We start from the raw sequence: 24,124 nt of genomic DNA on the forward strand, positions 1-24,124 counted from the left end.
GGGCGGGCTCTATCTGCGCGACGGCAATCTGCGTGCGCTGCTGCCGTTCCGTCGTTAAGCTATTGCTCAATTCACCCTGTGGAGACAGTTATGTTCGAGACCATTGCCATCATCGCGATTGTCCTCGCCGTCGCGATCGCCGTCATCCTCGTCATCGCGGCGACCAAGCCGGGCACGCTTCGGGTCACGCGTGCGGTCAGCATCAATGCGCCGGCCGATCGGGTCTTTCCGCTGATCAACGATTTCCGTCAGTGGACGGTCTGGTCGCCTTATGAAAACCGGGATGCCGACATGAAGCGCGTCTATAGCGGCGCCGAGCGCGGGCAGGGCGCAGCCTATGCCTGGGACGGCAACAAGAATGTCGGTTCCGGCCGCATGGAGATCCTGCAGTCCGCCGCGCCGTCGAAGATCGTCATCAAGCTCGACTTCTTCAAGCCGTTCGAGGGCCACAACACCGCCGAGTTCACAATGCTGCCGCAGGGGGATGCGACCAGCGTCACATGGACCATGTATGGTCCGGCCGTCTTCATGTCGAAGGTGATGCAGGTGTTCATCAACCTGGATCACATGATCGGCAAGGATTTCGAGGCCGGTCTCGCCAATCTGAAGAAGCTGACTGAAAAATAGCGAGCGTTTTCGAGCGAAGTGGTTGTCGGTCCGCGTGAAGAAAACGCGTCAAAACGAGAATCTACCCCAGGGAGCATGCAATGCAGGTCAACCCCTATCTCTCCTACGACGGCAATTGCGGCGCCGCGCTGAACTTCTACCAGAAGGTTCTCGGTGCGCGGATCGAGGAATCCTATGCCTATGGCGAGGGCAATCCGGAGATGCAGACGCCGCCCGGCTGGAAGGACAAGATCATGCACGCCCGCCTCACGATCGACGGCGAGGTCATCATGGCCTCCGACGCCCCGCCCGGCCACTTCCAGAAGCCGCAGGGCTTTCACGTGTCGCTGCAGGTCGAGGATCCCGCAGAGGCCGAACGCCGGTTCAAGGCGCTGGCCGACGGCGGCACCGTCACCATGCCGTTCGGCAAGACCTTCTTCTCCAACGGCTTCGGCATGTGCGTCGATCAGTTCGGCATCCCCTGGATGGTGAACTGCCCGCAGGGGATGTAGGCATGCTCGCTCTATCACCGTCACCCTGAGGTGGCCGCTCCTTCAGCGGCCCTCGAAGGGTCGACGGCCCGGCTGTCGTGACGTGTGGCCTCAGCCAGCCGGGCCGTGCATCCTTCGAGGCTCGCTCCGCTCGCACCTCAAGGATGACGGAGCGGAGAGCCATAGCCCGGATGGAGCGTAGCGAAATCCGGGGCATCCTATCCGCACAGGCAAACCCGGATTGCGCTGCGCTCCATCCGGGCTACGACCCAGTCGGAGACGTCACCTGCACCGCGGATAGATCGCAGCGAGCTCGCGGCCGCGCAGCAGCAGCAGGCGCGAGGTCAGGCCGCCGCGGCGCACGATCCAGCCGCGCACCGGCGCCGGGTAGGCTTCCAGCACCGCCTCGGAGGCTTCCGGCTCCGCATAGGTTCGGCCGCGCCGGTCGATCGAGCGCGCGGCATGGAAGCCGAGCACGGCGCGCCGCGTTACGCAGATGCGGTCGCCGGGCACCATCGAGAGCACCAGCGTGCAGGCCGACAGGCACGGCCCGTCGATCACCACGCGCTCGCCGGACTCGCGCACCTTGTCGAACAGATCGATGAACGGGCCGACCTGGCCGCCGGGGCTGGCGAGGATCCGGACGTCGGCCTGCGCGCAGCCAACCGTTGCGCAGAGGGCTGCCGCCGCGACGAGTATCTTCATGAGCGCAATCCGTGCCGAGGATGCGATCGTGGTCCCGCCGCATCCGAGGCCGCAAGGCTCGCGCCGGAATGGGGCATCGTCAAGACCGATGCCCTATCCGCGATGATCGGCGGGCTCAGGCTGCCCGGTTCTTGAGCGCGCCCACGATTGCCGTCAGCACCGCGCCGGCAACGCCGCCGCCGGCCACCTGTCCGATGATGCTGCCGATGTCGGGCGCAGCCCCGGAATTGGCGAGCAGCGGGATCAGCATGCCCAGAAGCTGTCCGCCCGCGCCGCCGCCGATGGCGCCTGCGATGGTGTTTCCGAGCGTGCCGAGATCGATGTTCTTGGCCGCTCCCGCGGCGACATTGCCGCCGACGGCTCCGCTGATGATTTGAATGATCAGATTGATGAGGACGCCCGACATGACGCGATTTCTCCCCGGTATCTGGTTCGACATGGCCGAGGCTGGTGCCCCAGCGGCACAAAGGTAACCCTCCGGCGCGTAGAGGTCATGCTGCGCACGCGAAGATTGTGACCCGCGCGGACGGTATGCACCGGCTTTTTGTGGAGCAGTTCGGCTAGCGGCGGCCTCAGCCTGCGCCGGAGACGCCGGCCTCGGCAAAGGTCGCCATGCCGCCGTGACAGGCAAGCGCCGCGCGCAGCAGCAGGATCGCAATCCCCGCACCGGAGGCTTCGCCGAGCCGCATCTCGAGATCGAGCAATGGGGCGAGCGCGAGTTCGCGCAGCAGTTCGCGGTGGCCGAGCTCGGCCGAGACATGCCCGGCGCGGCAATGGGCGAGGCCTCCGGGGGCAAGCCGCGCCAGCGGCAGCACGGCCGACGTCGCCACGAAGCCGTCGAGCAGCACAGGGATGGATCTTGCACGTGCCGCCAGCACAGCGCCCGCGATGGCGGCGAGCTCGCGGCCGCCGAGCGCGACTGCGACAGCCAGGGGATCGTCGAGCAGGTTGCGATGGATTTTGAGGGCCGTATCGATCGTGGTGCGCTTGCGCAGCAGGCCGGCATCGTCGACGCCGGTGCCGCGGCCGGCCCAGCGCGCGCCGCGCCCGCCCATCAAGGCCGCACACAACGTCGCCGCCACCGTGGTGTTGGCGATGCCCATCTCGCCGACGACGAGCAAATCGCACTGCTCGGGCACCGTGCGCCAGCCGGTATCGAACGCGACCAGGAAATCGGCGCCATCCATCGCAGGCGCCATCGTGAAATCGCGGGTTGGACGCGCCAGCTCGAGCGGCTCGACGCGCAGCTCGGCGCCGGCAAGCTTGGCGATCTGGTTAATCGCAGCACCCCCCGCGGCGAAATTCGCCACCATCTGCGCGGTGACTTCGGACGGAAAGGCGGAGACGCCGCGCTCGGCGATGCCGTGATTGCCGGCGAACACCGCGATCGTGACCTGGTCGAGCCGGGGGATCTCGCGCCGCTGCCAGCGCGCCAGCCAGATCGCAACCTCCTCCAGCCGGCCGAGGCTGCCCGGCGGCTTGGTCAGGTTCTGCTGGCGAACCGTCGCGGCCGCGGCACTGGCCTCGTCGCCCTGGGGCAGGTCGCGACAAAAGCTGCGGATGTCGTCTAGAGTACTGAACTGCATGCGATTCCCTCGTCGAGCGGGGCGCAAACTAGTTCAATTTTCAGGCCTTCACCATGAATCAATGGCTCGACGATCTCAGGACCGCGACCGCCTTTCTGACCCGCCTGCCGATGCCGCATCCGGACGGAGCGCGGCCGGAGAGCTTTGCGCGGGCACAGCGGCTGTTCCCGCTGGTCGGCGCCGCCATCGGTGCGGCGATCGGCCTGTTCTGCCTGCTGCTGCGGACGATCGGCGTGCCGGACCTTGCCGCGGCAGCGCTTGCGCTTGGCGGCAGCGCCCTCCTGACCGGCGCGCTGCATGAGGATGGGCTCGCCGATGTCGCCGACGGGTTCGGCGGCGGCCGCGATCCTGCCGCCAAACTCGAGATCATGCGCGACAGCCGACTCGGCACCTATGGCGCGCTGGCGCTGGTGGTGAGCTTTGCCACCAAGCTGGCGGCACTGGCTTCGCTTCCCAATGACATGGTGGTGCAAAGCCTGATCGCGGCCCATGCGCTCGGTCGCGGCATGCTGCCGTGGATTGCGATCAGTCTGCCCTATGCACGCAAGGATGGGCTCGCGGCCAATGCCGGCCGGCCTGACGGCACGATTGCGGTGGTCGCGGCCGGCATCGCGCTGGTGATCACAATCCTCGCTCTGCCCTTCAGCAGCGCGCTGCTGGCGGCGATCGCGGCCGGCGCGAGCGCATTGGTCATGGCGCAACTCGCCAGGCGGCAGATCGGCGGCCAGACCGGCGACGTGCTTGGCGGCACAGAACAGGTCGCTGAGACCGCGATCCTGGTGCTGCTCGCGGCGCGGTTCGGTTAGAGCATTTCGAGCGAAGTGGATACCGGCTCGCGTGAAGATGACGCGATCCCACACAAGAGCCGGCGCGAAACTCAGCCATGGGCCAGAACCGGAAGCCGCGCCGATCGTGGCGTTGCTGCGGGACGAGACATCGATGAGCATTGCATCGACCGTCACCAATCGTCGTAGAGCCACTCCCTGGGCATTGGAGGCCGCGCTCTTGCATACGGGGGCTGAGACGTCCGCTCGGGCTTGCGCACGCTCGGAGTCGGCAGGGGCGTCGGAAGCGGCAACGGCTTCTGCTCGGAGACCTTCGCGAGCGCCCGTTTCATTTCGTCCTGGCTCGCCTTGAGTTCATCAATGGCTTTGGAGCTCACGCGGGCCATCTGTTGCTGGTCCGCCTTGAGCTGCTCGATACTTTGCTCCACATTTTGGAGGTTGCGGGCGATCGTTTGCAGCAGCAGGGTCTGCTCGGGAAGAGCCGTATTGGCTGTCGGCGCGGCGTCCTGTGGCGGTGCGGCCTGAACCTGGGGCGTCGCCTGGGGCGGAGCGGCGTCTGCCGCTGCGGCCTGAACGGTGGGTGGAGCGGGCTGCGCCGCAAGCGGCGGATTGTCGGGCGGCAATGATGGAGTTGAAACGAGCTGAGGCACCCAACGGGCGACAACCTGTCTGGCTCGCCCACCATACGACGACTGCAAAGCCAGAGCAGCGACAACGATACATGCCAGCAACAAGCCGGCGAGAACTCGGAGCCTCGGCATTCGGCGCGGCGATCGCGAGCGAGGTGCGGAAGAGGTCGGGCCAGGTCCGGAAGCAGCAGGGGTGGGTCCGGCCGCAGGCGGGGCAGGTCGCGGCGGAGCTGGAGACGCGGCATCGCGCTCCATTCTTGCAAGCTGTTCGCTCAAACGCGTGAGCTCTTCATTGGCGCGCGTGATCTGCTTGTGGGTTTCGGCGAGTTTCTCGTCGGCGGGTGTGGTCCGGCCGTCGTTCGATTCGACCGGGTTCGGGGTGGGGGCAGAGTTCACTGACGCTTCCCTTTCCATCCAATGTCCTCCAAGCGTGCCGACTCGATTATCCGTTAGGGGCGATCAGCCCCCAGCACTCCCGTCAGTCTTGTCCAAAAAATGGCCGGATGATAGCGCCCTTGAGGTCTCGTGATAATGGAGGAGGGCCGGCTCGTGCCGTGCACGCTAACGCATATCCGCCTTACCCGATAAATCAGGCATCAACTGTCCATGAGTACACGCCCTGATCAGGATGGAAGGGCTCCTGCAGCGATGGGCCGCGAGACGCATCTCTGGCTGATCCGCCACGCGCCGGTCGACGGGCCGCGCGGTGTGATCTATGCGCCGGATGCGCCTGCGGACCTCACCGGTGCCGCCGCATTCGCAGCCTTGCAGGCGAAGCTGCCGCGCGCGACTTATGCTGTTTGCAGCCCGGCGCGGCGCACCCGCGAGACCGCGGCGCGGCTCGGTCTCACGGCAACGGATGATGATGCGTTTCGCGAGCAGGATTTCGGCGACTGGACCGGCCGTCGCCACGGCGAGATCGAAGCCGAGCTCGGCGCCGCGGCCTATCGCGCGTTCTGGAATGCGCCGGGCACCAACAAGCCGCCGGGCGGCGAAAGCTTTGCCGACCAGATCGCGCGCGCACGGACCGGGCTTGCGCGCTTGCCGGCCGGCGACGTCGTGCTGGTCGTGCACTCCGGCACCATCCGCGCGGTGCTTGCGATCGCACTCGAGCTTACGCCGGACCTTGCGCTGCGCTTCGTCATCGATCCGCTGTCGCTGACGCGGATCGATCGGCTGCCGAATGCCTGGCGCGTGGTTGCCGTGAATGGTCGCTAAGCCAATCGCGCCCGCGTTTGTCCCGTCGTCCTGAGGTGCGAGCGAAGCGAGCCTCGAAGGATGGGCGGCCCGGCTGGTGGCCGTCGATCCTTCGAGACGCGCGCAAGAGCGCGCTCCTCAGAATCACGGTGGTAGAATGAATGAACTACCCATTCCGCCGCTGGCCGCGCAACGTCGGCAGGCCGATGCCGGCGGCGTCGAAGCCGCCGTCGACGGCGAGGATCTGTCCGGTGATGTAGCTGGCGCGATCCGAGCACAGGAAGAAGATCGCTTCCGCCAGCTCTTCCTCCAGCCCGTAGCGGTTGAGCGGGATGGCGTCGTGATAGTCGGCACGGATCTCCGCCGTGTGGACCGCCTTGGCCATCGCGGTCTCGACCGGACCGGGCGCCACGCCGTTGACGCGGATGCCGAGCGAGGCGAGCTCGACCGCGAGCTGCTTGGTGAGATGCGCAAGGCCGGCCTTGCTGGTGCCGTAGGCCGAGCGCAGCGTCGAGGCGCGGACCGCCGAGATCGAGGTGATGTTGACGATCGCGCCGCCATGTTCGCGCATCAGAGGCGCCGCGGCCTTGGTGCACAGGAACGGGCCGGTGAGGTTGACCGCCATGATCCGGCTCCAGTCGGCGTCGGACGTCTCCAGCACTGGCGCGAACACCGCCGTGCCGGCGTTGTTGACCAACGCGTCGAGCCGGCCGAAGCGGCCCGAGATCGCGGCGATCGCGGCTGCCACGCCGGCCGCGTCAGATACGTCGCAGGTCAGCGCCAGCGTGTCGTCGGGCTGCTTCAATGCTGCGACCGCGGCGTGCAGCAACTCACCCTCGATGTCGAGCAGCGCGACGCGCCAGCCGTCAGCGAGAAAGCGTTTCGCGGCGGCAAGCCCGATGCCGCGCGCGGCGCCGGTCACGAGTGCGACTTTTTGTGCAGAGGGAGTCATCGGGCGGTCCATCGGTTCGGGCAGGAAGCTCCGACCGTCTGCGACCTTTACTCTGACGTGTCAACCCGATGGAGGTTCTTCATCGAGGGAATGCGAAGAGTGCGTCTCGAAGGATGGACGGCCCCCAGCCTGGGCCGTCCATCCTTCGAGGATCGCACCGCAACCTACGCCGCGAGCTCGGCGGAGGCGCGCTGCATATTGGTCGACATGTCCTGCGTCACGATGCTCTGCTCCTCGACCGCAGCGGCGGTGGAGGTGATGTACTCGTTGACGCCGGCGATCGCGGCCTTGATCTCGGACAGCGACGTGACCACCTCGGCGGCGATCGAGTTCAACGCATCGATCTCCGAGGAGATCGTGTCGGTCGCCTGCTTGGCCTGGTTGGCGAGGCTCTTCACCTCGGAGGCCACCACCGCGAAGCCGCGGCCGGCTTCGCCCGCGCGTGCCGATTCGATCGTGGCGTTGAGCGCGAGCAGATTGATCTGCCCGGTGATGCTCGAGATCATCTCGACGATGCCGCTCATCGCCTGCGCTGCGGCGTTGAGCTTTTGCGCCTGGCCGTCGGCGGCCTCGACGCGACCGGTGGCGACCGCGGCGTTCTGCTTCGACTTGGTCATGGTCTCCGAGATCTCGCGGATCGAGGCGCTCATCTCCTCGCTGCCGGCGGCGACCGCCTCGATCAGGCCGCGTGCGCTATCGGCCTTCTTGCGGCCGATCGCCTGCGCGGTGATGTCGGTGGCGTATTTCACCACCTTGTAAGGCTTGGCGTTGAGATCGAGGATCGGATTGTAGGAGGCCTGGATCCAGATCTCGCGGCCGCCCTTGGCGATGCGCTTGTATTCGGCGGCCTGGAATTCGCCGCGGTTCAGCGCGCTCCAGAACTCACGGTAGCCCGTCGAGCTCGCCTCGACCGGTTCGACGAACATGCTGTGATGCTTGCCCTGGATTTCGGCCAGCGAATAGCCCATCGCGGCGAGGAAGTTCGGATTCGCGGTGCGGATCGTGCCGTCCATGTTGAACTCGATCACGGCTTGCGACTTGCCGATCGCGTTGATCTGGCCGTCATTGTCGGCGGCCTTCAGCTTCTGCTGCGTGACGTCGGTCGCGAACTTGACGACCTTGAACGGCTTGCCGCGATCGTCGAGGATCGGATTGTAGCTGGCGAGGATCCAGATCTCCTTGCCGCCCTTGGCGAGCCGCTTGAATTCGCCGGTCGCGAACTCGCCGCGGTTCAGCCGCGCCCAGAAATCGCGATAGGCCGGGCTATCGCGGTCGGCCGGCGGCATGAACATGCCGTGATGCTTGCCCTGGATCTCGGCGAGTGAGTAGCCCATCGCGCCGAGGAAGTTCTCGTTGGCGTTGACGATGGTGCCGTCCATGTTGAACTCGATCACCGCCTGCGCCCGGCCGATCGCGTCGACCTTGCCGGAGTCTTCCATGCTGTGGATCTTCTGCGCGGTGATGTTGGTGGCGAATTTGACGACGCCGACCGGCTTGCCGTTCTTGTCCATGATCGGGTTGTAGGAGGCCTGGATCCAGATCTCGCGACCGCCCTTGGCAACGCGCCGGTACTGCGCGGCCTGGAATTCGCCGCGGTTCAGGTTCGCCCAGAACGCGCGATAGTCATGGCTGTCGCGCGTGGCGGCGTCGACGAACATGCTGTGGTGCTTGCCCCTGATCTCGTCGAGCGAGTAGCCCATTGCGTTCAGGAAATTCTCGTTGGCGTCGACGATGGTGCCGTCGAGCTTGAACTCGATCACTGCCTGCGACTTGCCGATCGCTGCGGCTTGCGCCAGCGCGTTGTCGATCTTGGCCTTGTTGCTAAAACTGAACATCAGGGCTCCGTGAAGTTTCGAAAATGAAACGGGATGGGGAAAAGCGGATCACTGCAACTCACGGAAAGGTTGCAGCGAGCCGTTTAGCATCGGTAAAGCCTGTGGTCCGTGTGAGCCTGGCACGAATTGCACAAGGCGTTGATGCGCGCATGCATCTATCTCAACTTGCGGAGCATTTTTTCGGTATGCACGTTATCATCCATAGTCGGAATGCGATGTTCGCCGTAATCTTACGGATGAAAAATCGACGACAACTTGGTCTGATGCGAAGCATCGCAGCGTGCGCACTTTACCAGCGCTGATAGGCCTATTACGAAGTCTGATATTGTTGATCGCTTCACGGATCAATCCAGCGCCGTGATTCGCGTGCTCGACGCGTGCGCGTTGCGCCGATGCTTCCTCCTCGCGCCCGGTGCCAGAAAAATAAATCGCAGCACGAGATGTCGGCAAAGCGGTCTCCGGTTCGTCCTGCGGGTACTGGTTCCATGATGGAGTTCTGATGTCGCTCACCCTGCATTACCACCCGCTGTCCTCGTTCTGCTGGAAGGCGCTGGTCGCGCTTTACGAGAACGGCGCACCGTTCACGCCGAACATGGTCAATCTCGGCGATCCCGCCGAGCGGGCGGCGCTGCTCGCGCTGTCGCCGATCGGCCGCTTTCCCTTGCTCCGCGACGAGACGCGCGGCGAGACGGTGCCTGAATCGAGTATCGTCATCGAGTATCTCGACCGGCACTATCCCGGCACCGTCAGGCTGATCCCCGACGATCCGGAGCTCGCGCTGCAGACCCGGCTGCGCGACCGCTTCGTCGATCTCTATGTCCATCTGCCGACCCAGAAGATCGTCGGCGACCGGCTGCGGCCTGCGGACCGCAGGGATCCGCATGGCGTCGTCGTCGCGCGGGCGGAGCTCCGCAGCTCCTATGCGATCCTGGATCAGCAATTGCTGATCCTGGATCAGCAACTCGCGCGTGGCGGCTGGATGATGGGCGAGCAATTCTCGTTGGCCGATTGTGCAGCCGCGCCGGCGCTGTTCTACGGCAACAAGGTCGAGCCGATCGGAGAGGGCCACCGCCATCTGGCTGCCTATCTCGAGCGGCTGAAGGTGCGTCCGTCCTTTGCGCGCGTCCTGAAGGAAGCCGAGCCCTATTTCGGCATGTTCCCCCAAGAAAGCTGAACCTCGAAAAGCTGAACCAGGAAAGCTGAACCGAGACGGAACCCGACTCCCGGTCCGGTTCCGAAAAATAAATCGCGGCGCGCTGTCGCTTTCGCGCCGTCCCGTTCGTCATCTCCCTGAAGCCCGGGTTCTGGAGCACTTCGCGCTCCGGTGGCCCGGGCGAATGACGTGGAGACGACATGGCTGCAGCTGGCAACAGGGCGGAGATCATCCGCTCGCTCTTCGCCGCCTATCTCGCCAATGACCGCGCGGGCGTGGAAGCGGCGTTCGCGGAGGATTTCCGCTTCTCGACGCCCTATGGCGAGAACATCGACAAGCCGCGCTATTTCGCCGAGTGCTGGCGCGACCCTGGCTGGATCGGCCGTCACGAGATCGAGCGCATCATGGTCGACGGCGCCGAGGCTTTCGTCACCTATCGCTGCGTCGCCCGCGACGGCAAGAGCTTTCGCAACACCGAATTCTTCGTGTTCAACGGCGACAAGGTGTCGCGGATCGACGTCTATTTCGGTCCGTCGCATCAGGACGGCGAACTGGTCCGGCAGGAGCGATAAACAGCCGTGATGATGTCGCTCACTCGATCATCGTCTTCGGCGAGCGCGAATTTTGACGAAGGAAGGCTGGCAAATGCCCTTAGCAAGTGACAATGGCGGCCTGTCGCAGGCACGGCTCGGACGCATGCACGACGTGCTGGCGCGCCATATCGAAGATGGCGACGTGCCTGGTCTCGTGGCGCTGGTCAGCCGTCGCGGCGAGATCCATGCCGATGTGATCGGACGCATGGCGGTGGATGGCCCGCCGATGCAGCGCGATACCATCTTCCGCATCGCCTCGATGACCAAGCCGGTGACGGTGGTCGCCGCGATGATCCTGGTCGAGGAATGCCGGCTCAGGCTCGACGATCCCCTCGATCGCTGGCTGCCCGAGCTCGCCGATCGCAAGGTGCTGCGCAGCATCGAATCCGAGGTCAACGACACGGTGCCGGCGAGGCGCGCGATCACGTTGCGTGATCTTCTGACCTTTCGCTTCGGGCTCGGCATGATCCCCGCTTATCCGGCGCGCTATCCGATCCAGATGGCGCTGGCGGATGCGGGCTTCGCGCCCGGGCCGGTGTTTCCGTCGTTTCCGCCGGACGAATTGCTGCGTCGCTACGGCACGCTGCCGCTGGCCTATCAACCCGGTGAACGCTGGCTCTACAACACCGGGAGCCTGATCCTCGGTGTCTTGATCGCGCGCCTCGCCGGAACCTCGTTCGGCGGCTTCCTGCAGGAACGCGTGTTCGAGCCGCTCGGAATGAAGGATACGGCTTTCCATGTGCCGCAACACAAGTTGACGCGGCTTGCGACGGCCTATGCCCGCGATCCTGCGAGCGGCGCGTTGAAGGTGTTCGACGCGCCCGCGACCGGCAAATACGCTGCGCCGCCGGCGTTCGAGAACGGCGGGGCCGGGCTGGTCTCGACCGCGGATGATTTCAACGCCTTCGCGCAGATGATGCTCAACGGCGGGCGGCTCGGCACCGAGCGCATCCTGTCGCGTCCCTCGGTGGAGTTGATGACCTCGAACCAGATCACGCCGGAACAAAAACTTGGCTCCGAGTTTTTGCTTGGCACGCGGGGCTGGGGTTTCGGGCTGTCGGTCGTGACCGCGCGCGACGATCTCTGCGATGTGCCGGGCCGCTACGGCTGGGACGGTGGCTATGGCACCTCCTGGTATTCCGACCCGCGCGAGGCGATGACCGGAATCCTGCTGACCCAGCGCATGATGGATTCGCCGCAGCCGCTGCCGGTGTTCTCCGATTTCTGGACGCTCGCCTATCAGGCGATCGATGACTAGCGCGAGGCCTGCGTCAATGACGTCGAAGATAATTTCAATGGTCGTGTCGGGAGCGCAAACCCTCCAACGTCTTTCAACCGAGCGCCGGTGCTGTGATCGGCCGAGAGACAACGGAGCAGGACGATGAAGTTCATGGTGATCGTGAAGGCGAACAGCGATACCGAGGCCGGTGTGATGCCGGGCACCGAGCTGCTCGCGGCGATGGGCAAGTTCAACGAGGAGATGGTCAAGGCCGGCGTGATGCAGGCCGGCGAGGGGTTGCATCCGACCAGCAAGGGCGCCCGCGTCAAATATGCCGGCGGGCAGGGCACGGTATCGCACGGACCGTTCGGCCTGAGCAGCGATCTCGTCGCGGGCTTCTGGCTGATCGAGACCAAATCGCTCGATGAAGCGCTCGACTGGATGAAGCGCGCGCCGTTCGGCGGCGGCTCCGAGATCGAAATCCGTCAGGTGTTTACGCCGGACGATTTCGGCGCGGCGCTGACGCCGGAGCTGCGCGAGCGGGGAGAGCGCCTGCGCGCGCAGGCAGGCAAGAAATGACACCCGACGTCATTCCGGGATATCGCCGAGGCGATCCGCCCGGAATACATAACCACCGTCGCAAGTCATGGATTCCGGGCCTGACACGTCCGCGAATGACGAGGGTGAAGATTGCGAGTGCGTCAACAGATAGGGAAATCCGACCAATGCGTTTCATGATGCTGATGATTCCGCTCGGCTACGAGTCCGCGCCGGCCAAGCTCGAGCTCGACCCCGAGCGGGTCGCTGCGATGATGCGATACAATCAGGCGCTCAAGGACGCCGGCGTGCTGATCACGCTGGAAGGCCTGCATCCGCCGGCTGCAGGCGCGCGCGTCAAGTTCGACACCGGCGAGCCCGTCGTGATCGACGGCCCGTTCACCGAGGCCAAGGAAGTGATCGGCGGCTTCTGGATGATCGAGGTCGCCTCGCGCGCCGAGGCGATCGCATGGGCCAAGAAGTGCCCCGCCACCGCGAACGAGATGATCGAGATCCGCCAAGTGCAGGAGATGAGCGATTTCTCCGAGGAGGTGCAACAGGCGGCCGCCACCTTCGAGCATCCGCAGGGCGGCTGGGGCAAGGCGCTGCGCTGATGTTTTGAACGACAGGCGATGCTGCCGCACGGCGGCATCGCGCCACCAACCGATCGTCGAACCACCAACCACCACAACGGAGAAGCATGATGAGCAGCAACACCTTCCTCGCCGTCTATCTCGGCGGCGGTAAAACCGGCGCGCGCATGGAAGCCTGGAACGCGATGCCCGAGGCTGAACGGCGCGCCAAGGAGCAGCAGGGCATGGCGGCGTGGGGCGCCTGGGTCGAGAAGCATCACGACGTGATCGTCGAGATGGGCGGACCGCTCGGCAAGACCAAGAAGGTCGGCGCCGGCGGCACGGCGGACATCACCAATCTGATCACCGGCTTCACGGTGGTGCGCGCGCCCTCGCATGAGGCGGCGGCCAAGCTGTTCGAGAACCACCCGCACTTTGCGATCTTCCCGGGCGAAGCCGTGGAGATCATGCCGGTGCTGCCGATCCCGGGCCGCTAGTGCCCAGGCCGCTAGTGCCCGGGCGATAGTTCCCCGGGACGACTTCGGGCCCGCACGCAGCGGGAGCGATCCGTTAATCTTGATTGACGCGTCATCGCCCCGCTAGTGACCTTTACCGCCGGCTCATGTAAAAGCCGTTCACATGAGCTGGCGCAAGGACCAAGGCCGCGCCGAGCGCGGCTATCATCACGGCAATCTCAAAGAGGCGTTGCTGCAGGCAGCGCTCGACCTGATCTCGAAGAAGGGGCCGGCCGGTTTCACCTTCGCCGATGCCGCGCGGATGGCCGGCGTCAGTCCCGCCGCGCCGTACCGGCACTTCCGCGACCGCGACGAATTGATCGCCAGCATCGCGCAGCGCGGCTTCGAGCAGTTCGAGTCGCTGCTGACGCAGGCTTGGGACGACGGCCGCCCGGACACCGTCACGGCGTTCGAGCGGGTCGGCAAGGCCTATCTCGCCTTCGCGCGCGAGGAGCCGGCGTTCTATTCCGCGATGTTCGAATCCGGCCTGCCGGTCGATTCCAATCCGACCTTGATGGCTGCCAGCGAGCGCGCCTTTGCGATCATCCGCGCCGCAGCCGAGCGGCTCGCGGCGCTGGCGCCGCCCGGCATGCCGCGCCCGCCGGCGATGATGATGGCGCTGCACATCTGGTCGATGTCGCACGGCGTCGCCTCGCTGTTCGGCCGCGGTGACGCCGCGCGGCGCAAGCTGCCGATGTCGCCAGAGGATCTGCTCGAGGCCGAAGTGCTGATCTATCTGCGCGGGCTCGGCTTCCCCACCGAACGCAGGCCGGGAACCGCGGCCGCCGACGACAAGCCGGCTGGCGAGAAGGCCGGTCCGTGGGGCAAGCCGAAATAAGGTTCAACGCCTGGCCTAAAAATAATCCGAGGGGTGCGTCATCCGCGCTGCTTGACTTTCCCAAGGGATCGGCTACCTATGTAAATGTTATTTACATTCACAACGGCGTGATGCCGTGATGGAGAAGGAAATGGCCTACACCGCTGATGTCAATCGCTGGCGCGGCCCCGTCGAAGAGCCCTACCGTCCGCACTTCTACGCGACGCCCTGGCATCCCCTGAAGATCGCCGGGATCATCCTCGGCTTCATGATCTGGTGGCCGATCGGCCTCGCCCTTCTCTTTTTCACACTCGGGAGCAGAAAAATGGCCTGTTGGAGTCACTACGATCAGGATCGCTGGGCGAACAAGATGGAGCGCATGCAGGACAAGATGGAGCGGATGAAGAGCCGGATGGAGCGCCGCGGCTTCCCGTTCGGCGGCTTCGGCCCGCCCTCCAGCGGTAACCGCGCCTTCGACGAGTATCGCCAGGATACGCTGCGTCGTCTCGAGGAAGAGCAGGTCGAGTTCAAGAACTTCCTCGATCGCCTGCGCCACGCCAAGGACAAGGAAGAGTTCGACGCCTTCATGGCCCAGCACAAGACGCGTCCGACCCCGCCGAACGACCAGCCGCCGCAGAGCTGATCACGCGAGGCAAGCACTGAGCCTTCAGGCGATGTGCCCCCATAGAACCTGATGGCCCTGAGCCGCCCGTTTGCGATGAGCAAGCGGGCGGTTTGCATTTCGGAACGGTGATGCCCACTGTATCGTCCGGCAACCCGGACGATGAGGCGAAGTTGATGGCAGGGTCTGTGACAGCGCGTTCTGACGATCTCTGGCTTGCGATCCGGCGCGAAGCGGAAGCGGCCGTTGTCGCGGATCCGTTTCTCGAGGCCTCGGCCGCCTTCATCCTCGACCAAGGCGATTTCGGCGGCGCGCTCGCTTTCCTGATCGGCCGGCGCATCAGCCACGCGGAGGCCGATCGCGCACAGTTCACGCGCACCGCCCGCGAGGCGTTCGCGGCCGAGCCCGCGCTGGTCGATGCCGCGGCCGTTGATCTCACAGCCATCGTGCGCCGCGATCCGGCGATCACGGGCTTGTTGGCGCCGCTCCTCAACTTCAAGGGCTATGTCGCGCTGCAAGCCTGGCGGGTGTCGAACCGGCTGTGGCGGAACGACCGTCCCGACCTTGCGCTGTTGATGCAAAGCGCGGCGGCGGATCAGTTGCAGATCAGCATTCACCCGTCGGCCCAGATCGGAACGGCGGTTTTCCTCGATCACGGCACCGGCATCATCATCGGCGCGCTGGCCTCCGTTGGCGACGAGGTCACGATCCTGCAGAACGTCACCATCGCGCGGCGTCAGGATGATCCGCGCCACGCCCCGAGGATCGGTCATGGCGTGCTGCTCAGCGCGGGCGCGACGGTGATCGGCAAGCTCTCGATCGGCGACTTCGCCAAGGTCGGCGCCGGCGCGCTTGTGACGTCGGATGTGCCGGCCGGCTGCACCGTTGTCGGCGTGCCGGCCCGGCTGACCAATTGCGCGGAAGCGGGGGCGCGGCCGTAGGGTGAGCATCTGGGCGACTGTGAGGTGAGCACCGCGCTCAGGCTCCCTCTCCCCTTGCGGGAGAGGGTGGGGAGAGGGGTGGCCCCGGGACAGATGTGAGGGATCGGTTCGATTGTATCAACGGACGCCGAAACAGCCGGGAGACGGGTCCGCTTTCTCAATCGGCAGCGGAGCAAGCGGTACCCCGCTCCCCAACCCTCCCCCGCAAGGGGGGAGGGAGCCTACCGTCGTGCTCGCCTCACTGCGTGATGCGGCGTAGGACCGCGCCTGACACATTCGACCCATGGATCGCGCCCTCGCGTCGTCACGCCGGCACGAGCATGTCTGCGAGTTGCGTAAAACTGTCCGCGTGGAGGTCGATCCAGGATTCCGGCGCCACGTCGACCTTCGCCGCCGGCCCGAACTCCAACGGGCGGGCGACGAACGCGGTGCGCATGCCGAAGGCGCGGGCCGCCTTCAGGTCGTATTTGTGGCAGGCGACCATCAGGATCTTGTCGGCGGGATAGCCGAGATAGTCGACGGCGAGCTGGTACACCGCAGGTGACGGCTTGTAGCTGCGCGCCAGCTCCGCGGTCAGCACGGCGTCGAACGGCAGCCTGGCGTGCTTGACCACCGCCACCACCGCGGCCATGCCGGCATTCGACAATGTCGAGGTCACGAACCGACCGCGCAGGCGCGTCATCCCTTCGACGCTGTCGGGCCAGGCGTCGAGCCTGGTCCACACCGTGTTCAATTCGTCGCGCTCATCCGTGGAGAACGCCTCCGAGAGGCCGTGGCGATCGAGCAGCACGTCCAGCGCCTCGCGATAGATGCGGTCGACCCGGATCCATGGGCGCTTGCCGGCGATCACGTCGTCGAGCGCGGCACGATAGAGATCGCGCCATTCGCTCGAGAGTCTGGCCCAGTCGAGAGTGAGCCCCTTCGCGGCGTTGATGGCTTGCCCCGCACGCAGGATCGGCTGGTAGAAGTCGACGCACGTCCCCTGGACGTCGAACGCGATGGCGCGGATCTCATCGCGCCATGTCGCGGCGCCTGCCGGCTGTATCCCCGTCATCGCGGCCATGATCGATAGTCCTCCGGCAGTCACAAAGCTTCGTCTGGTCAGATCGGGTAGCACGGTTCGATCCCCGGTTGCTTGTATCGGAAGCGGCGTACCAATTCCTTCGTCAGGTGAGCACGCCACTCAGGCTCCCTCTCCCCTTGCGGGAGAGGGTGGGGAGAGGGGTGGCCCCGGGAGAGATGCAAGGTGCGATATCGCTGCGTCAACCTGCGTAGCGAGCATCGCGGTTTCTGACGGAAAGCGGAGCAAGCGGTACCCCTCTCCCCGACCCTCCCCCGCAAGGGCGGGAGGGAGCCCGACTAGTGTGCTCGCCTCACTGCGTGATGCAACGAAGCGACCTCGCCTTACACATTCGATCCATGGATCGCGTCGATCACCGCGTCGGTCACTTCCTTCGTCGTCGCCTTGCCGCCGACGTCGGGCGTCAGCACGCCGGCCGCGCACACCTTCTCGACTGCGGCCATCAGGCGCGCGGCGGCATCCTTCTCGCCGAGATGCTCCAGCATCTGCGCGCCGGTCCAGAAGGTGGCGACCGGGTTGGCGATGCCCTTGCCGGTGATGTCGAAGGCCGAGCCATGGATCGGCTCGAACATGGAGGGGAAGCGGCGCTGCGGGTCGAGGTTGCCGGTCGGCGCGACGCCGAGGCTGCCGGCCAGCGCGCCGGCGAGGTCGGAGAGAATGTCGGCGTGCAGATTGGTCGCGACGATGGTGTCGAGGCTCTTCGGGTGCAGCGTCATCCGCACCGTCATGGCGTCGACCAGCATCTTGTCCCAGGTGACATCGGGGAATTCCTTCGCCACTTCGGCGGCGATCTCGTCCCACATCACCATGCCGTGGCGCTGCGCGTTCGACTTGGTCACTACGGTGAGGAATTTGCGCGGCCGCGACTGCGCGAGCTGGAACGCATAGCGCATGATCCGCGTCACGCCGACCCGGGTGAATACCGCGACTTCGGTGCCGACTTCCTCCGGCAGGCCCTTGTGTGCGCGGCCGCCCATGCCGGCATATTCGCCTTCGGAATTCTCGCGCACGATCACCCAGTCGAGATCGCCGACGCCGACATTGCGCAACGGTGAGGCGACGCCGGGAAGGATTTTTGTCGGCCGCACATTGGCGTATTGGTCAAAGCCCTGGCAGATCGGTAAGCGAAGGCCCCATAGCGTGATGTGATCGGGCACGTCGGGCGCGCCGACCGCGCCGAAATAGATCGCGTCGAACTTCTTCAATTCGGCGAGCCCGTCGGCCGGCATCATCACGCCGTGCTTCTTGTAATAGTCCGAGCCCCAGTCGAAGGTCTTGACGTTGAAGCTGATGTCGCCTGAGCGCTTGGCCAGCGCCTCCAGCACGCGGACACCGGCGGAGATCACTTCGGGGCCGATGCCGTCGGCGGGAATGGCGGCGATGGAATGGGTACGCATGGGTTCTCTCCGGATGAGTTGTTAGCGGGATTGCATGGGATGGGGTTGTGAGCCGGCCGGCGCCGCAGCGCTCTGCGCGCGCGACAGCAGCAGCGTGAGCACGGCCGACAGCACCAGCAGGCCGGCGACGAAATAAAGACCGCCCTCGAAACTGCCGGTGCGGTCCTTGATCCAACCGATCATTGCAGGCCCGACGAAGCCGCCGAGATTGCCGATCGAGTTGATGGTGGCGATGCCTGCTGCGGCGGCGGAGCCTGACAGGAACATGGTCGGCATGCTCCACAGCGGCGGCTTCGAGGAGGAGATGCCGATATTGACCAGGGTCAGCGCCGCGATCACAGCGGCGAGGCCGGTCCACAATCCGGCAAGCGCGAGTCCTGCGGCGGCCATCAGGCAGGCCAGCACCACGTGCCAGGTACGCTCGCCGGTGCGGTCGGAATGCCGCGCCCACAACACCATCGCGACGACGGCGATGGTCGCCGGCACCGCGTTGAGGAAGCCGACCTGGATCGACGACAGGCCGAACGCCTTGATGATCTGCGGCGCCCACACCCCGAGCGTATAAAGCCCGGCCGAGGTACCGAAATAGACCAGCGCCAGCGCCAGGACGCGCGGGTCGGCAAGGCCGCGCCAGATGCTGTGGCTCGCGGTGGCGGCTTTGCCGTCGGTCTCGGCCTTCATGGTCTTGACCAGCCAGGCGCGCTCGTCATCGGCGAGCCATCTGGCCTGTTCCGGCCGGTCGGTCAGGAAGCCGAGCACGACGAAGCCGAGCAGCACGGCCGGAACGGCCTCCAGCACGAACAGCCATTGCCAGCCCTTGAAGCCGAGCAGGCCGTCCATCTCCAGCAGCGCGCCGGAGACCGGCGAGCCGAGCACGGTCGACAGCGGCGCTGCGGCCATGAACAGGGCGGTGACGGCGGCGCGCTGCCGCGCCGGGAACCAGTAGGAGAGGTAAAGGATGATGCCGGGGAAGAAGCCGGCCTCTGCGGCGCCGAGCAGGAAGCGCAGCACGTAGAAGCTGGTCGCGCCCTGCACCAGCGCCATCGCCGCCGAAACGATACCCCAGGTGATCATCACCCGCGCGATCCATATCCGCGCGCCGATCTTGTGCAGGATGATGTTGGAGGGCACCTCGAACAGGAAGTAGCCCCAGAAGAAGATACCGGCGCCGAAGCCATAGACCGTCGGCGACAGGCCGATGTCCTTGTTCATGGTCAGCGAGGCGAAACCGATATTGACGCGGTCGATGAAGGCCACGAAGTACAGCAGCATGATGAACGGCACGATGCGCAGGGTGATCTTGCGCAATACGCGGCTGCCAAGCTCGCTTTCCATGGGCTTCCTCTGGGTTCGTGTTGTTTGTTGGGACGGCGCATTTTGCCGCGCCACCGGGAAGCCTAAAGGGGCGTGCCCTTCCGGTTCAATCCGTCTGGGTTTATACAAAAAAATGATATAATCGCGGCGCCGTCATTGCGAGCCGCCCGGTCGGCGCGGAGCGCCGCCGGATGACAGGCTCCGCGAAGCAATCCATGCAACCGCATATGCGAAACCATGGATTGCTTCGTCGCTTCGCTCCTTGCAATGACGGCGGGTGAAAGGATACGACGTCTTGGAACTGCACCAGCTTCGCTGCTTCGTGGCGGCGGCCGAGGAACTGCATTTCGGCCGTGCCGCGCAGCGCTTGCAGATGATGCCGTCGGCGCTGGGGCGCCACATCAAGCTCCTGGAAGAGGATCTCGGGGTGCGGCTGTTCGCGCGCACCACGCGGGCGGTGTCGCTGACCGAAGACGGCGCCACCCTGCTGCGCGAGGGACGGGCACTGCTCGGCCGGGCCGAAGCGATCGAGAACGGTTTTCGCAGGCGGTTGCGCAAGCCTCAGGCGCGACGCTTCCGGATAGGCGCGATCGACAGTGCTGCGGCCGGCCTGCTGCCGCCGCTGCTGCGCGACCTCCGCGCCGCCCATCCCGACGTCGCCGTGCAACTGCTCGAGGAGAAGACCATCCGGCTGCTGCCGAAGCTGCTGTCCGGTGCACTCGATCTCGCCTTCGTGCGGCCGCCGGAGCGGCCCGACCGGCGCATCGAGTTCGTCCCGCTGCTGCAGGAAACCGCGGTGGTGGCGCTGTCGCACAAGCACGCGCTAGTGCGGCGCAAGCAGATCGTGCTGCCGGATATCGCGGATCAGCCCTTGATCGTGCCGGAGCGCCGTTCGCGGCCGCACAGCCATGATCTCACGACAAAGCTGTTCGACGAGGCCGGGCTGACGCCCCGCATCCAGGAGATCGCAGACGAGAAGCAGACCATCGTCAACATGGTCGCAGCAAGGCTCGGCGTCGCCATCGTTCCGCGCTGGACCGCGCGGATGGCGATCCCGGGCGTGCGCTTCATTCCGCTCCGCCTCAAGCGTGGCAGTGCCGTCGGCCGCCTGCCACTCGCTGCAGCCTGGCTGAAAGGCTCGCGCGATCCGGTCCGCGACCAGGTGATTGCGGTGATCGAGGCGAGGTTGAAGGGCTACGCGCGGGAGGCGTGACGATGCAAAGCAAGTGTCATATTACCCTGCTAGCGATTCCGCCGCGGCTACTGTGCGCTTCCCCCGCCGGAAGTCGCCCGACGCTTCGCCGGCATTCTTTGACCGGAGGGACCATGCTACGCATCGTCACGTGTCTGACGCTTTTGATTTCCCTTCATGCGGCCGCGGCACAGGACAGGACGCCAGGCGCTTCATCGCAGCCCTATTTTGGGGGCTCCACGGCGCCGCCGACCGATCTGCCGTCCGGGATCGGCAGTTATTGCATCTACGACAACCTCATCTACTCGATTGGTTCGCCCATGTGCGTTGGCAAGACGAGCTACGTATGTGCTCCCGCGACAAACGAAGCGGAGCTCAGTCAGCGGGCGTATTGGTCGGCAAGACCAGCTGACCCAAAACTGACTGCGCCGGTGTGCCAGTAGACTGCGAGAACTGTCCTGATCGTCGTCCTGGCGAAAGCCAGGACGACGGCGGAGAGCAGGGCTTGGCCTGCGCCCGCCTAACTTACCTAGACTTCGCCCTCTTCCTCCCGGTTTTGCGGATCGGCCATGAGTTCCTCGTTGGTGGACTCGCGTTATGTTATAATATAACAATTTCCCCATGGCGCATACGCACACCCACGACCACCCCCATCACGGCCACGCCCATCCCCACGGGCACAGCCACGCACCGCACGCGCATCCGGCCCAGACCGCGCACTGGTCGATCCTGCGCATGCCGGTGCCGGCCCGGCTCTCGGCGGCGCTCGCGGTCTCCGCCTGCCTGTGGGCCGTCATCTGGCTGGCGATGAGGTGAGATCAGTGGCTGCTCTTGTCACCTTCCGCGACGTCACCCTCGGCTATGACCGCCATCCGGCGGTGCACCATCTCAATGGCGCGGTCGAAGCGGGCGCGCTGCTCGCCGTGATCGGACCGAACGGCGCCGGCAAGTCGACGCTGCTGCGCGGCATCGCCGGCGTGCTCAAGCCGCTGTCGGGCGTGATCGATCTCGACGGGCTCGACCATCGCGACATCGCCTATCTGCCGCAATCCGCCGACATCGACCGGACCTTCCCGATCTCGGTGTTCGATTTCGTCGGAACCGGGCTGTGGCGCTCGACCGGCTTCTTCGGCGGCATCGGCAAGGCCGCGCGCGACAAGATTTTGGCGGCGCTCGCCGCCGTCGGCCTCAACGGCTTCGAGAACCGGCCGATCGGCACTTTGTCCGGCGGCCAGATGCAGCGCATGCTGTTCGCGCGCGTGCTGTTGCAGGACGCGCGCCTGATCGTGCTCGACGAACCCTTCAACGCCATCGACGCCAAGACCACCGCCGATTTGCTGGCGCTGGTGAAGCGCTGGAATGGCGAAGGCCGCACGGTGCTGGCGGCGCTGCACGACCTCGACATGGTGCGCAACAATTTCCCGGAAACGCTGCTGCTGGCGCGCGGCCCGGTGGAATGGGGACCGACCGCAGAGGCGTTGACCCCGGAGAATCTGACGGTCGCGATGCGGATGTGCGAGGCGTTCGACGACTCAGCCGGCGCCTGCGCCGTCGATCCGCGCTCGAGGGCTGCCTGACGCCGATGCTGACTGACGCGCTGATTACGCCCTTCACCGAATTCGAGTTCATGCGCCGCGCGCTGGCGGCCGTAATCGCACTGTCGCTCGGCGGCGCGCCGATCGGCGTATTCCTGATGCTGCGGCGGATGAGCCTGGTCGGCGACGCCATGGCGCATGCGATCCTGCCGGGCGCCGCGATCGGTTTCCTGATCTCGGGGCTCAATCTGTTCGCGATGACCACCGGCGGCCTGATCGCGGGCTTTGCGGTAGCGCTGCTCGCGGGCCTCGTCGCGCGCACCACCGAGTTGAAGGAGGACGCTTCGCTGGCGACCTTCTATCTGGTCTCGCTCGCGCTCGGCGTCACCATCGTATCGATCAAGGGCACCAATATCGACCTGCTGCACGTGCTGTTCGGCAATATTCTGGCGATGGACGACCAGACCCTGCTGGTGATCGCGTTCAACGCCACAATCACGCTGCTGGTGCTTGCGGTGATCTATCGGCCGCTGGTGATCGAATGCGTCGATCCGGTCTTCCTGCGTACCGTGAGCCGGGCCGGCGCGCCGGCGCATCTTGCCTTCCTCGCGCTGGTGGTGGTCAACCTCGTCAACGGCTTCCATGCGCTCGGCACGCTGCTGGGCGTCGGGCTGATGATCCTGCCCGCGGGCATTGCGCGATTCTGGTCGCGTGACATCACCACCATGATCTGCATTGCGGTCGCGAGCGCGATGCTGTCGGGTTATGCCGGGCTGGTGCTGTCGTACCAGACCCGGATTCCCTGCGGCCCGGCGATCATCCTGGTTGCAGCGGGGCTCTATATTGTGTCGCTCTTGTTCGGCAATGTCAGTGGCCTGGTGCGGCAGCTGTTTCCCGGCCGTCATCTCGAGGCATGAGTGCGATGCGACGGTTGTTGGGTTTGATTGGTCTGGCGCTGATGCTGGCGAGCGGACCGGCGCGCGCTGCTGAGCGCATCAATGTCGTCGCGAGTTTCTCGATCCTCGCCGACATGGTGCGCAATGTCGGCGGCAACAGCGTCGACGTGACGGCGCTGGTCGGGCCCGATGGCGATGCGCATGTCTACGCGCCGACGCCTGCGGATGCCAAGAAGGTCGCCGACGCCAGGCTGCTGGTCATCAACGGCCTCGGCTTCGAGGGCTGGATGCCGCGGCTGCTGCAGGCGTCCGGCAGCAAAGCGCCGGTCGCGGTGGCAACCAAGGGCATCATGCCGCGGAAGATGGGCGGCCATGACGATCCGCATGCCTGGCAATCCGTGGCCAATGCGAAGATCTATGTGATCAATATTCGCGACGGGCTGATCGCGGTGGCGCCCGATCAGGCAGCCGTCTTCAAGGCCAATGCCGACGCCTATCTGGCCAAGCTCGAGGCGCTCGACCGCGAGGTGCATGAGGCGGTGGGACGCGTGCCGGAGGCGCGGCGCAAGGTGATCTCGACCCACAGCGCCTTCGGCTATTTCGCCGATGCCTACGGGATCACGTTCTTCTCGCCGCTCTCGATCTCCACCGATTCCGAGCCCAGCGCGCGCGATATTGCGGCCATCATCGCTCAGATCAAGCTTGCGAAAATTCCGGCAGTTTTTCTCGAAAATATCAGCGATCCCCGCCTGATCGAGCGGATCGCGGCCGAGACCGGTGCCCGGGTCGGCGGGACCCTTTATTCGGACAGTTTGACGGCCGAAAAGGGCGATGCACCCACTTACATTGATATGGTTAGGCACAATATAAAGGCCCTGACCAGCGCGCTCGCCAACTAGGGCAGGGGCCTCCTTGCCGGGTCGAGCGCCGCCTAGCATGATCCGGAAAAGTGGG

The 24,124-nt window shown here is 65.5% G+C and carries 27 protein-coding genes; 18 read left to right on the forward strand and 9 right to left on the reverse strand.

What is annotated here, in order from left to right:
* The first annotated feature begins 90 nt into the window (after positions 1-90).
* On the forward strand, positions 91-627 hold the full coding sequence (locus tag FNJ47_RS23315) for an SRPBCC family protein (protein WP_163157296.1): 537 nt from the start codon (positions 91-93) through the stop codon (positions 625-627).
* A gap of 80 nt (positions 628-707) precedes the next feature.
* Positions 708-1,118 (forward strand): VOC family protein, encoded by a 411-nt coding sequence (locus FNJ47_RS23320; RefSeq protein ID WP_163157298.1) that lies wholly within the window; start codon positions 708-710, stop codon positions 1,116-1,118.
* A 261-nt stretch (positions 1,119-1,379) separates the two neighbouring features.
* Here the strand turns inward: FNJ47_RS23320 and FNJ47_RS23325 are convergent, their stop codons facing one another.
* The 3 genes from FNJ47_RS23325 to cobT all read right to left on the reverse strand — a co-directional run bounded on the left by FNJ47_RS23325 (position 1,380) and on the right by cobT (position 3,388).
* Positions 1,380-1,802 (reverse strand): hypothetical protein, encoded by a 423-nt coding sequence (locus FNJ47_RS23325; RefSeq protein WP_163157300.1) that lies wholly within the window; start codon positions 1,800-1,802, stop codon positions 1,380-1,382.
* A 115-nt stretch (positions 1,803-1,917) separates the two neighbouring features.
* A complete protein-coding gene (locus FNJ47_RS23330) occupies positions 1,918-2,208 on the reverse strand; it encodes a hypothetical protein (RefSeq protein ID WP_021080156.1) in 291 nt (96 codons plus the stop codon).
* 166 nt (positions 2,209-2,374) lie between these two features.
* Positions 2,375-3,388: a nicotinate-nucleotide--dimethylbenzimidazole phosphoribosyltransferase gene (cobT, locus tag FNJ47_RS23335; RefSeq protein ID WP_163157302.1), complete on the reverse strand. Its 1,014-nt coding sequence runs from the start codon at positions 3,386-3,388 to the stop codon at positions 2,375-2,377.
* 53 nt (positions 3,389-3,441) lie between these two features.
* Here cobT and cobS point away from each other — a divergent pair, with 53 nt between their 5' ends.
* Positions 3,442-4,194 carry an adenosylcobinamide-GDP ribazoletransferase gene (cobS, locus tag FNJ47_RS23340; RefSeq protein ID WP_163157304.1) on the forward strand — a complete coding sequence of 251 codons (753 nt, stop codon included), beginning with the start codon at positions 3,442-3,444 and terminating at the stop codon, positions 4,192-4,194.
* 152 nt (positions 4,195-4,346) lie between these two features.
* Here the strand turns inward: cobS and FNJ47_RS23345 are convergent, their stop codons facing one another.
* Entirely contained in the window at positions 4,347-5,216 is an 870-nt protein-coding gene (locus FNJ47_RS23345) for a hypothetical protein (RefSeq protein ID WP_163157306.1), read from the reverse strand.
* A 234-nt stretch (positions 5,217-5,450) separates the two neighbouring features.
* On the opposite strand from FNJ47_RS23345, the gene FNJ47_RS23350 reads away from it, so the two are divergent.
* A complete protein-coding gene (locus FNJ47_RS23350; protein WP_163157356.1) occupies positions 5,451-6,020 on the forward strand; it encodes a histidine phosphatase family protein in 570 nt (189 codons plus the stop codon).
* 145 nt (positions 6,021-6,165) lie between these two features.
* Here the strand turns inward: FNJ47_RS23350 and FNJ47_RS23355 are convergent, their stop codons facing one another.
* Together FNJ47_RS23355 and FNJ47_RS23360 are read right to left on the reverse strand one after the other, a co-directional pair.
* On the reverse strand, positions 6,166-6,951 hold the full coding sequence (locus FNJ47_RS23355; RefSeq protein ID WP_163157308.1) for an SDR family NAD(P)-dependent oxidoreductase: 786 nt from the start codon (positions 6,949-6,951) through the stop codon (positions 6,166-6,168).
* 164 nt (positions 6,952-7,115) lie between these two features.
* The gene (locus FNJ47_RS23360; protein WP_163157310.1) at positions 7,116-8,786 is read right to left on the reverse strand and encodes a methyl-accepting chemotaxis protein; all 1,671 of its coding nucleotides are present in this window, start codon (positions 8,784-8,786) and stop codon (positions 7,116-7,118) included.
* A 499-nt stretch (positions 8,787-9,285) separates the two neighbouring features.
* Between FNJ47_RS23360 and FNJ47_RS23365 the strand changes: the two genes are divergently transcribed.
* The 9 genes from FNJ47_RS23365 to FNJ47_RS23405 all read left to right on the forward strand — a co-directional run bounded on the left by FNJ47_RS23365 (position 9,286) and on the right by FNJ47_RS23405 (position 15,755).
* Positions 9,286-9,960: a glutathione S-transferase family protein gene (locus FNJ47_RS23365; RefSeq protein ID WP_163157312.1), complete on the forward strand. Its 675-nt coding sequence runs from the start codon at positions 9,286-9,288 to the stop codon at positions 9,958-9,960.
* 179 nt (positions 9,961-10,139) lie between these two features.
* Entirely contained in the window at positions 10,140-10,511 is a 372-nt protein-coding gene (locus FNJ47_RS23370) for a nuclear transport factor 2 family protein (RefSeq protein ID WP_163157315.1), read from the forward strand.
* Positions 10,512-10,584: 73 nt separating this feature from the next.
* Positions 10,585-11,790, forward strand: a complete 1,206-nt coding sequence (locus FNJ47_RS23375) for a serine hydrolase domain-containing protein (RefSeq protein WP_163157317.1) — start codon at positions 10,585-10,587, stop codon at positions 11,788-11,790.
* A gap of 123 nt (positions 11,791-11,913) precedes the next feature.
* The gene (locus FNJ47_RS23380; RefSeq protein WP_163157318.1) at positions 11,914-12,330 is read left to right on the forward strand and encodes a YciI family protein; all 417 of its coding nucleotides are present in this window, start codon (positions 11,914-11,916) and stop codon (positions 12,328-12,330) included.
* Between the two features lie 146 nt (positions 12,331-12,476).
* Positions 12,477-12,902 (forward strand): YciI family protein, encoded by a 426-nt coding sequence (locus FNJ47_RS23385; RefSeq protein ID WP_163157320.1) that lies wholly within the window; start codon positions 12,477-12,479, stop codon positions 12,900-12,902.
* An 89-nt stretch (positions 12,903-12,991) separates the two neighbouring features.
* Positions 12,992-13,357 carry a YciI family protein gene (locus tag FNJ47_RS23390; protein ID WP_163157322.1) on the forward strand — a complete coding sequence of 122 codons (366 nt, stop codon included), beginning with the start codon at positions 12,992-12,994 and terminating at the stop codon, positions 13,355-13,357.
* A 142-nt stretch (positions 13,358-13,499) separates the two neighbouring features.
* Positions 13,500-14,213 (forward strand): TetR/AcrR family transcriptional regulator, encoded by a 714-nt coding sequence (locus FNJ47_RS23395; RefSeq protein ID WP_163157324.1) that lies wholly within the window; start codon positions 13,500-13,502, stop codon positions 14,211-14,213.
* 130 nt (positions 14,214-14,343) lie between these two features.
* Positions 14,344-14,835 (forward strand): DUF2852 domain-containing protein, encoded by a 492-nt coding sequence (locus FNJ47_RS23400; protein WP_097676724.1) that lies wholly within the window; start codon positions 14,344-14,346, stop codon positions 14,833-14,835.
* A 155-nt stretch (positions 14,836-14,990) separates the two neighbouring features.
* On the forward strand, positions 14,991-15,755 hold the full coding sequence (locus FNJ47_RS23405; protein ID WP_163157326.1) for a serine acetyltransferase domain-containing protein: 765 nt from the start codon (positions 14,991-14,993) through the stop codon (positions 15,753-15,755).
* A gap of 304 nt (positions 15,756-16,059) precedes the next feature.
* Here the strand turns inward: FNJ47_RS23405 and FNJ47_RS23410 are convergent, their stop codons facing one another.
* The 3 genes from FNJ47_RS23410 to FNJ47_RS23420 form a co-directional block, all read right to left on the reverse strand.
* On the reverse strand, positions 16,060-16,818 hold the full coding sequence (locus tag FNJ47_RS23410) for a haloacid dehalogenase type II (protein WP_236000064.1): 759 nt from the start codon (positions 16,816-16,818) through the stop codon (positions 16,060-16,062).
* Between the two features lie 341 nt (positions 16,819-17,159).
* Positions 17,160-18,233, reverse strand: a complete 1,074-nt coding sequence (locus FNJ47_RS23415) for a tartrate dehydrogenase (RefSeq protein ID WP_163157328.1) — start codon at positions 18,231-18,233, stop codon at positions 17,160-17,162.
* Between the two features lie 21 nt (positions 18,234-18,254).
* Positions 18,255-19,568 carry an MFS transporter gene (locus FNJ47_RS23420; RefSeq protein ID WP_163157330.1) on the reverse strand — a complete coding sequence of 438 codons (1,314 nt, stop codon included), beginning with the start codon at positions 19,566-19,568 and terminating at the stop codon, positions 18,255-18,257.
* 274 nt (positions 19,569-19,842) lie between these two features.
* On the opposite strand from FNJ47_RS23420, the gene FNJ47_RS23425 reads away from it, so the two are divergent.
* The 5 genes from FNJ47_RS23425 to FNJ47_RS23445 all read left to right on the forward strand — a co-directional run bounded on the left by FNJ47_RS23425 (position 19,843) and on the right by FNJ47_RS23445 (position 24,069).
* A complete protein-coding gene (locus FNJ47_RS23425; protein ID WP_163157332.1) occupies positions 19,843-20,760 on the forward strand; it encodes a LysR family transcriptional regulator in 918 nt (305 codons plus the stop codon).
* Between the two features lie 600 nt (positions 20,761-21,360).
* The gene (locus FNJ47_RS23430) at positions 21,361-21,555 is read left to right on the forward strand and encodes a hypothetical protein (RefSeq protein WP_163157334.1); all 195 of its coding nucleotides are present in this window, start codon (positions 21,361-21,363) and stop codon (positions 21,553-21,555) included.
* Between the two features lie 5 nt (positions 21,556-21,560).
* Positions 21,561-22,316, forward strand: coding sequence for an ATP-binding cassette domain-containing protein (locus FNJ47_RS23435; protein ID WP_163157336.1), 756 nt, complete (start codon positions 21,561-21,563; stop codon positions 22,314-22,316).
* A gap of 5 nt (positions 22,317-22,321) precedes the next feature.
* The gene (locus FNJ47_RS23440; RefSeq protein ID WP_163157338.1) at positions 22,322-23,191 is read left to right on the forward strand and encodes a metal ABC transporter permease; all 870 of its coding nucleotides are present in this window, start codon (positions 22,322-22,324) and stop codon (positions 23,189-23,191) included.
* Between the two features lie 5 nt (positions 23,192-23,196).
* Positions 23,197-24,069, forward strand: coding sequence for a metal ABC transporter substrate-binding protein (locus tag FNJ47_RS23445; RefSeq protein ID WP_163157340.1), 873 nt, complete (start codon positions 23,197-23,199; stop codon positions 24,067-24,069).
* The last annotated feature ends 55 nt before the right edge of the window (positions 24,070-24,124 follow it).

The organism is Bradyrhizobium uaiense (assembly GCF_010811875.1).
GTDB classification, from domain to species: domain Bacteria; phylum Pseudomonadota; class Alphaproteobacteria; order Rhizobiales; family Xanthobacteraceae; genus Bradyrhizobium; species Bradyrhizobium uaiense.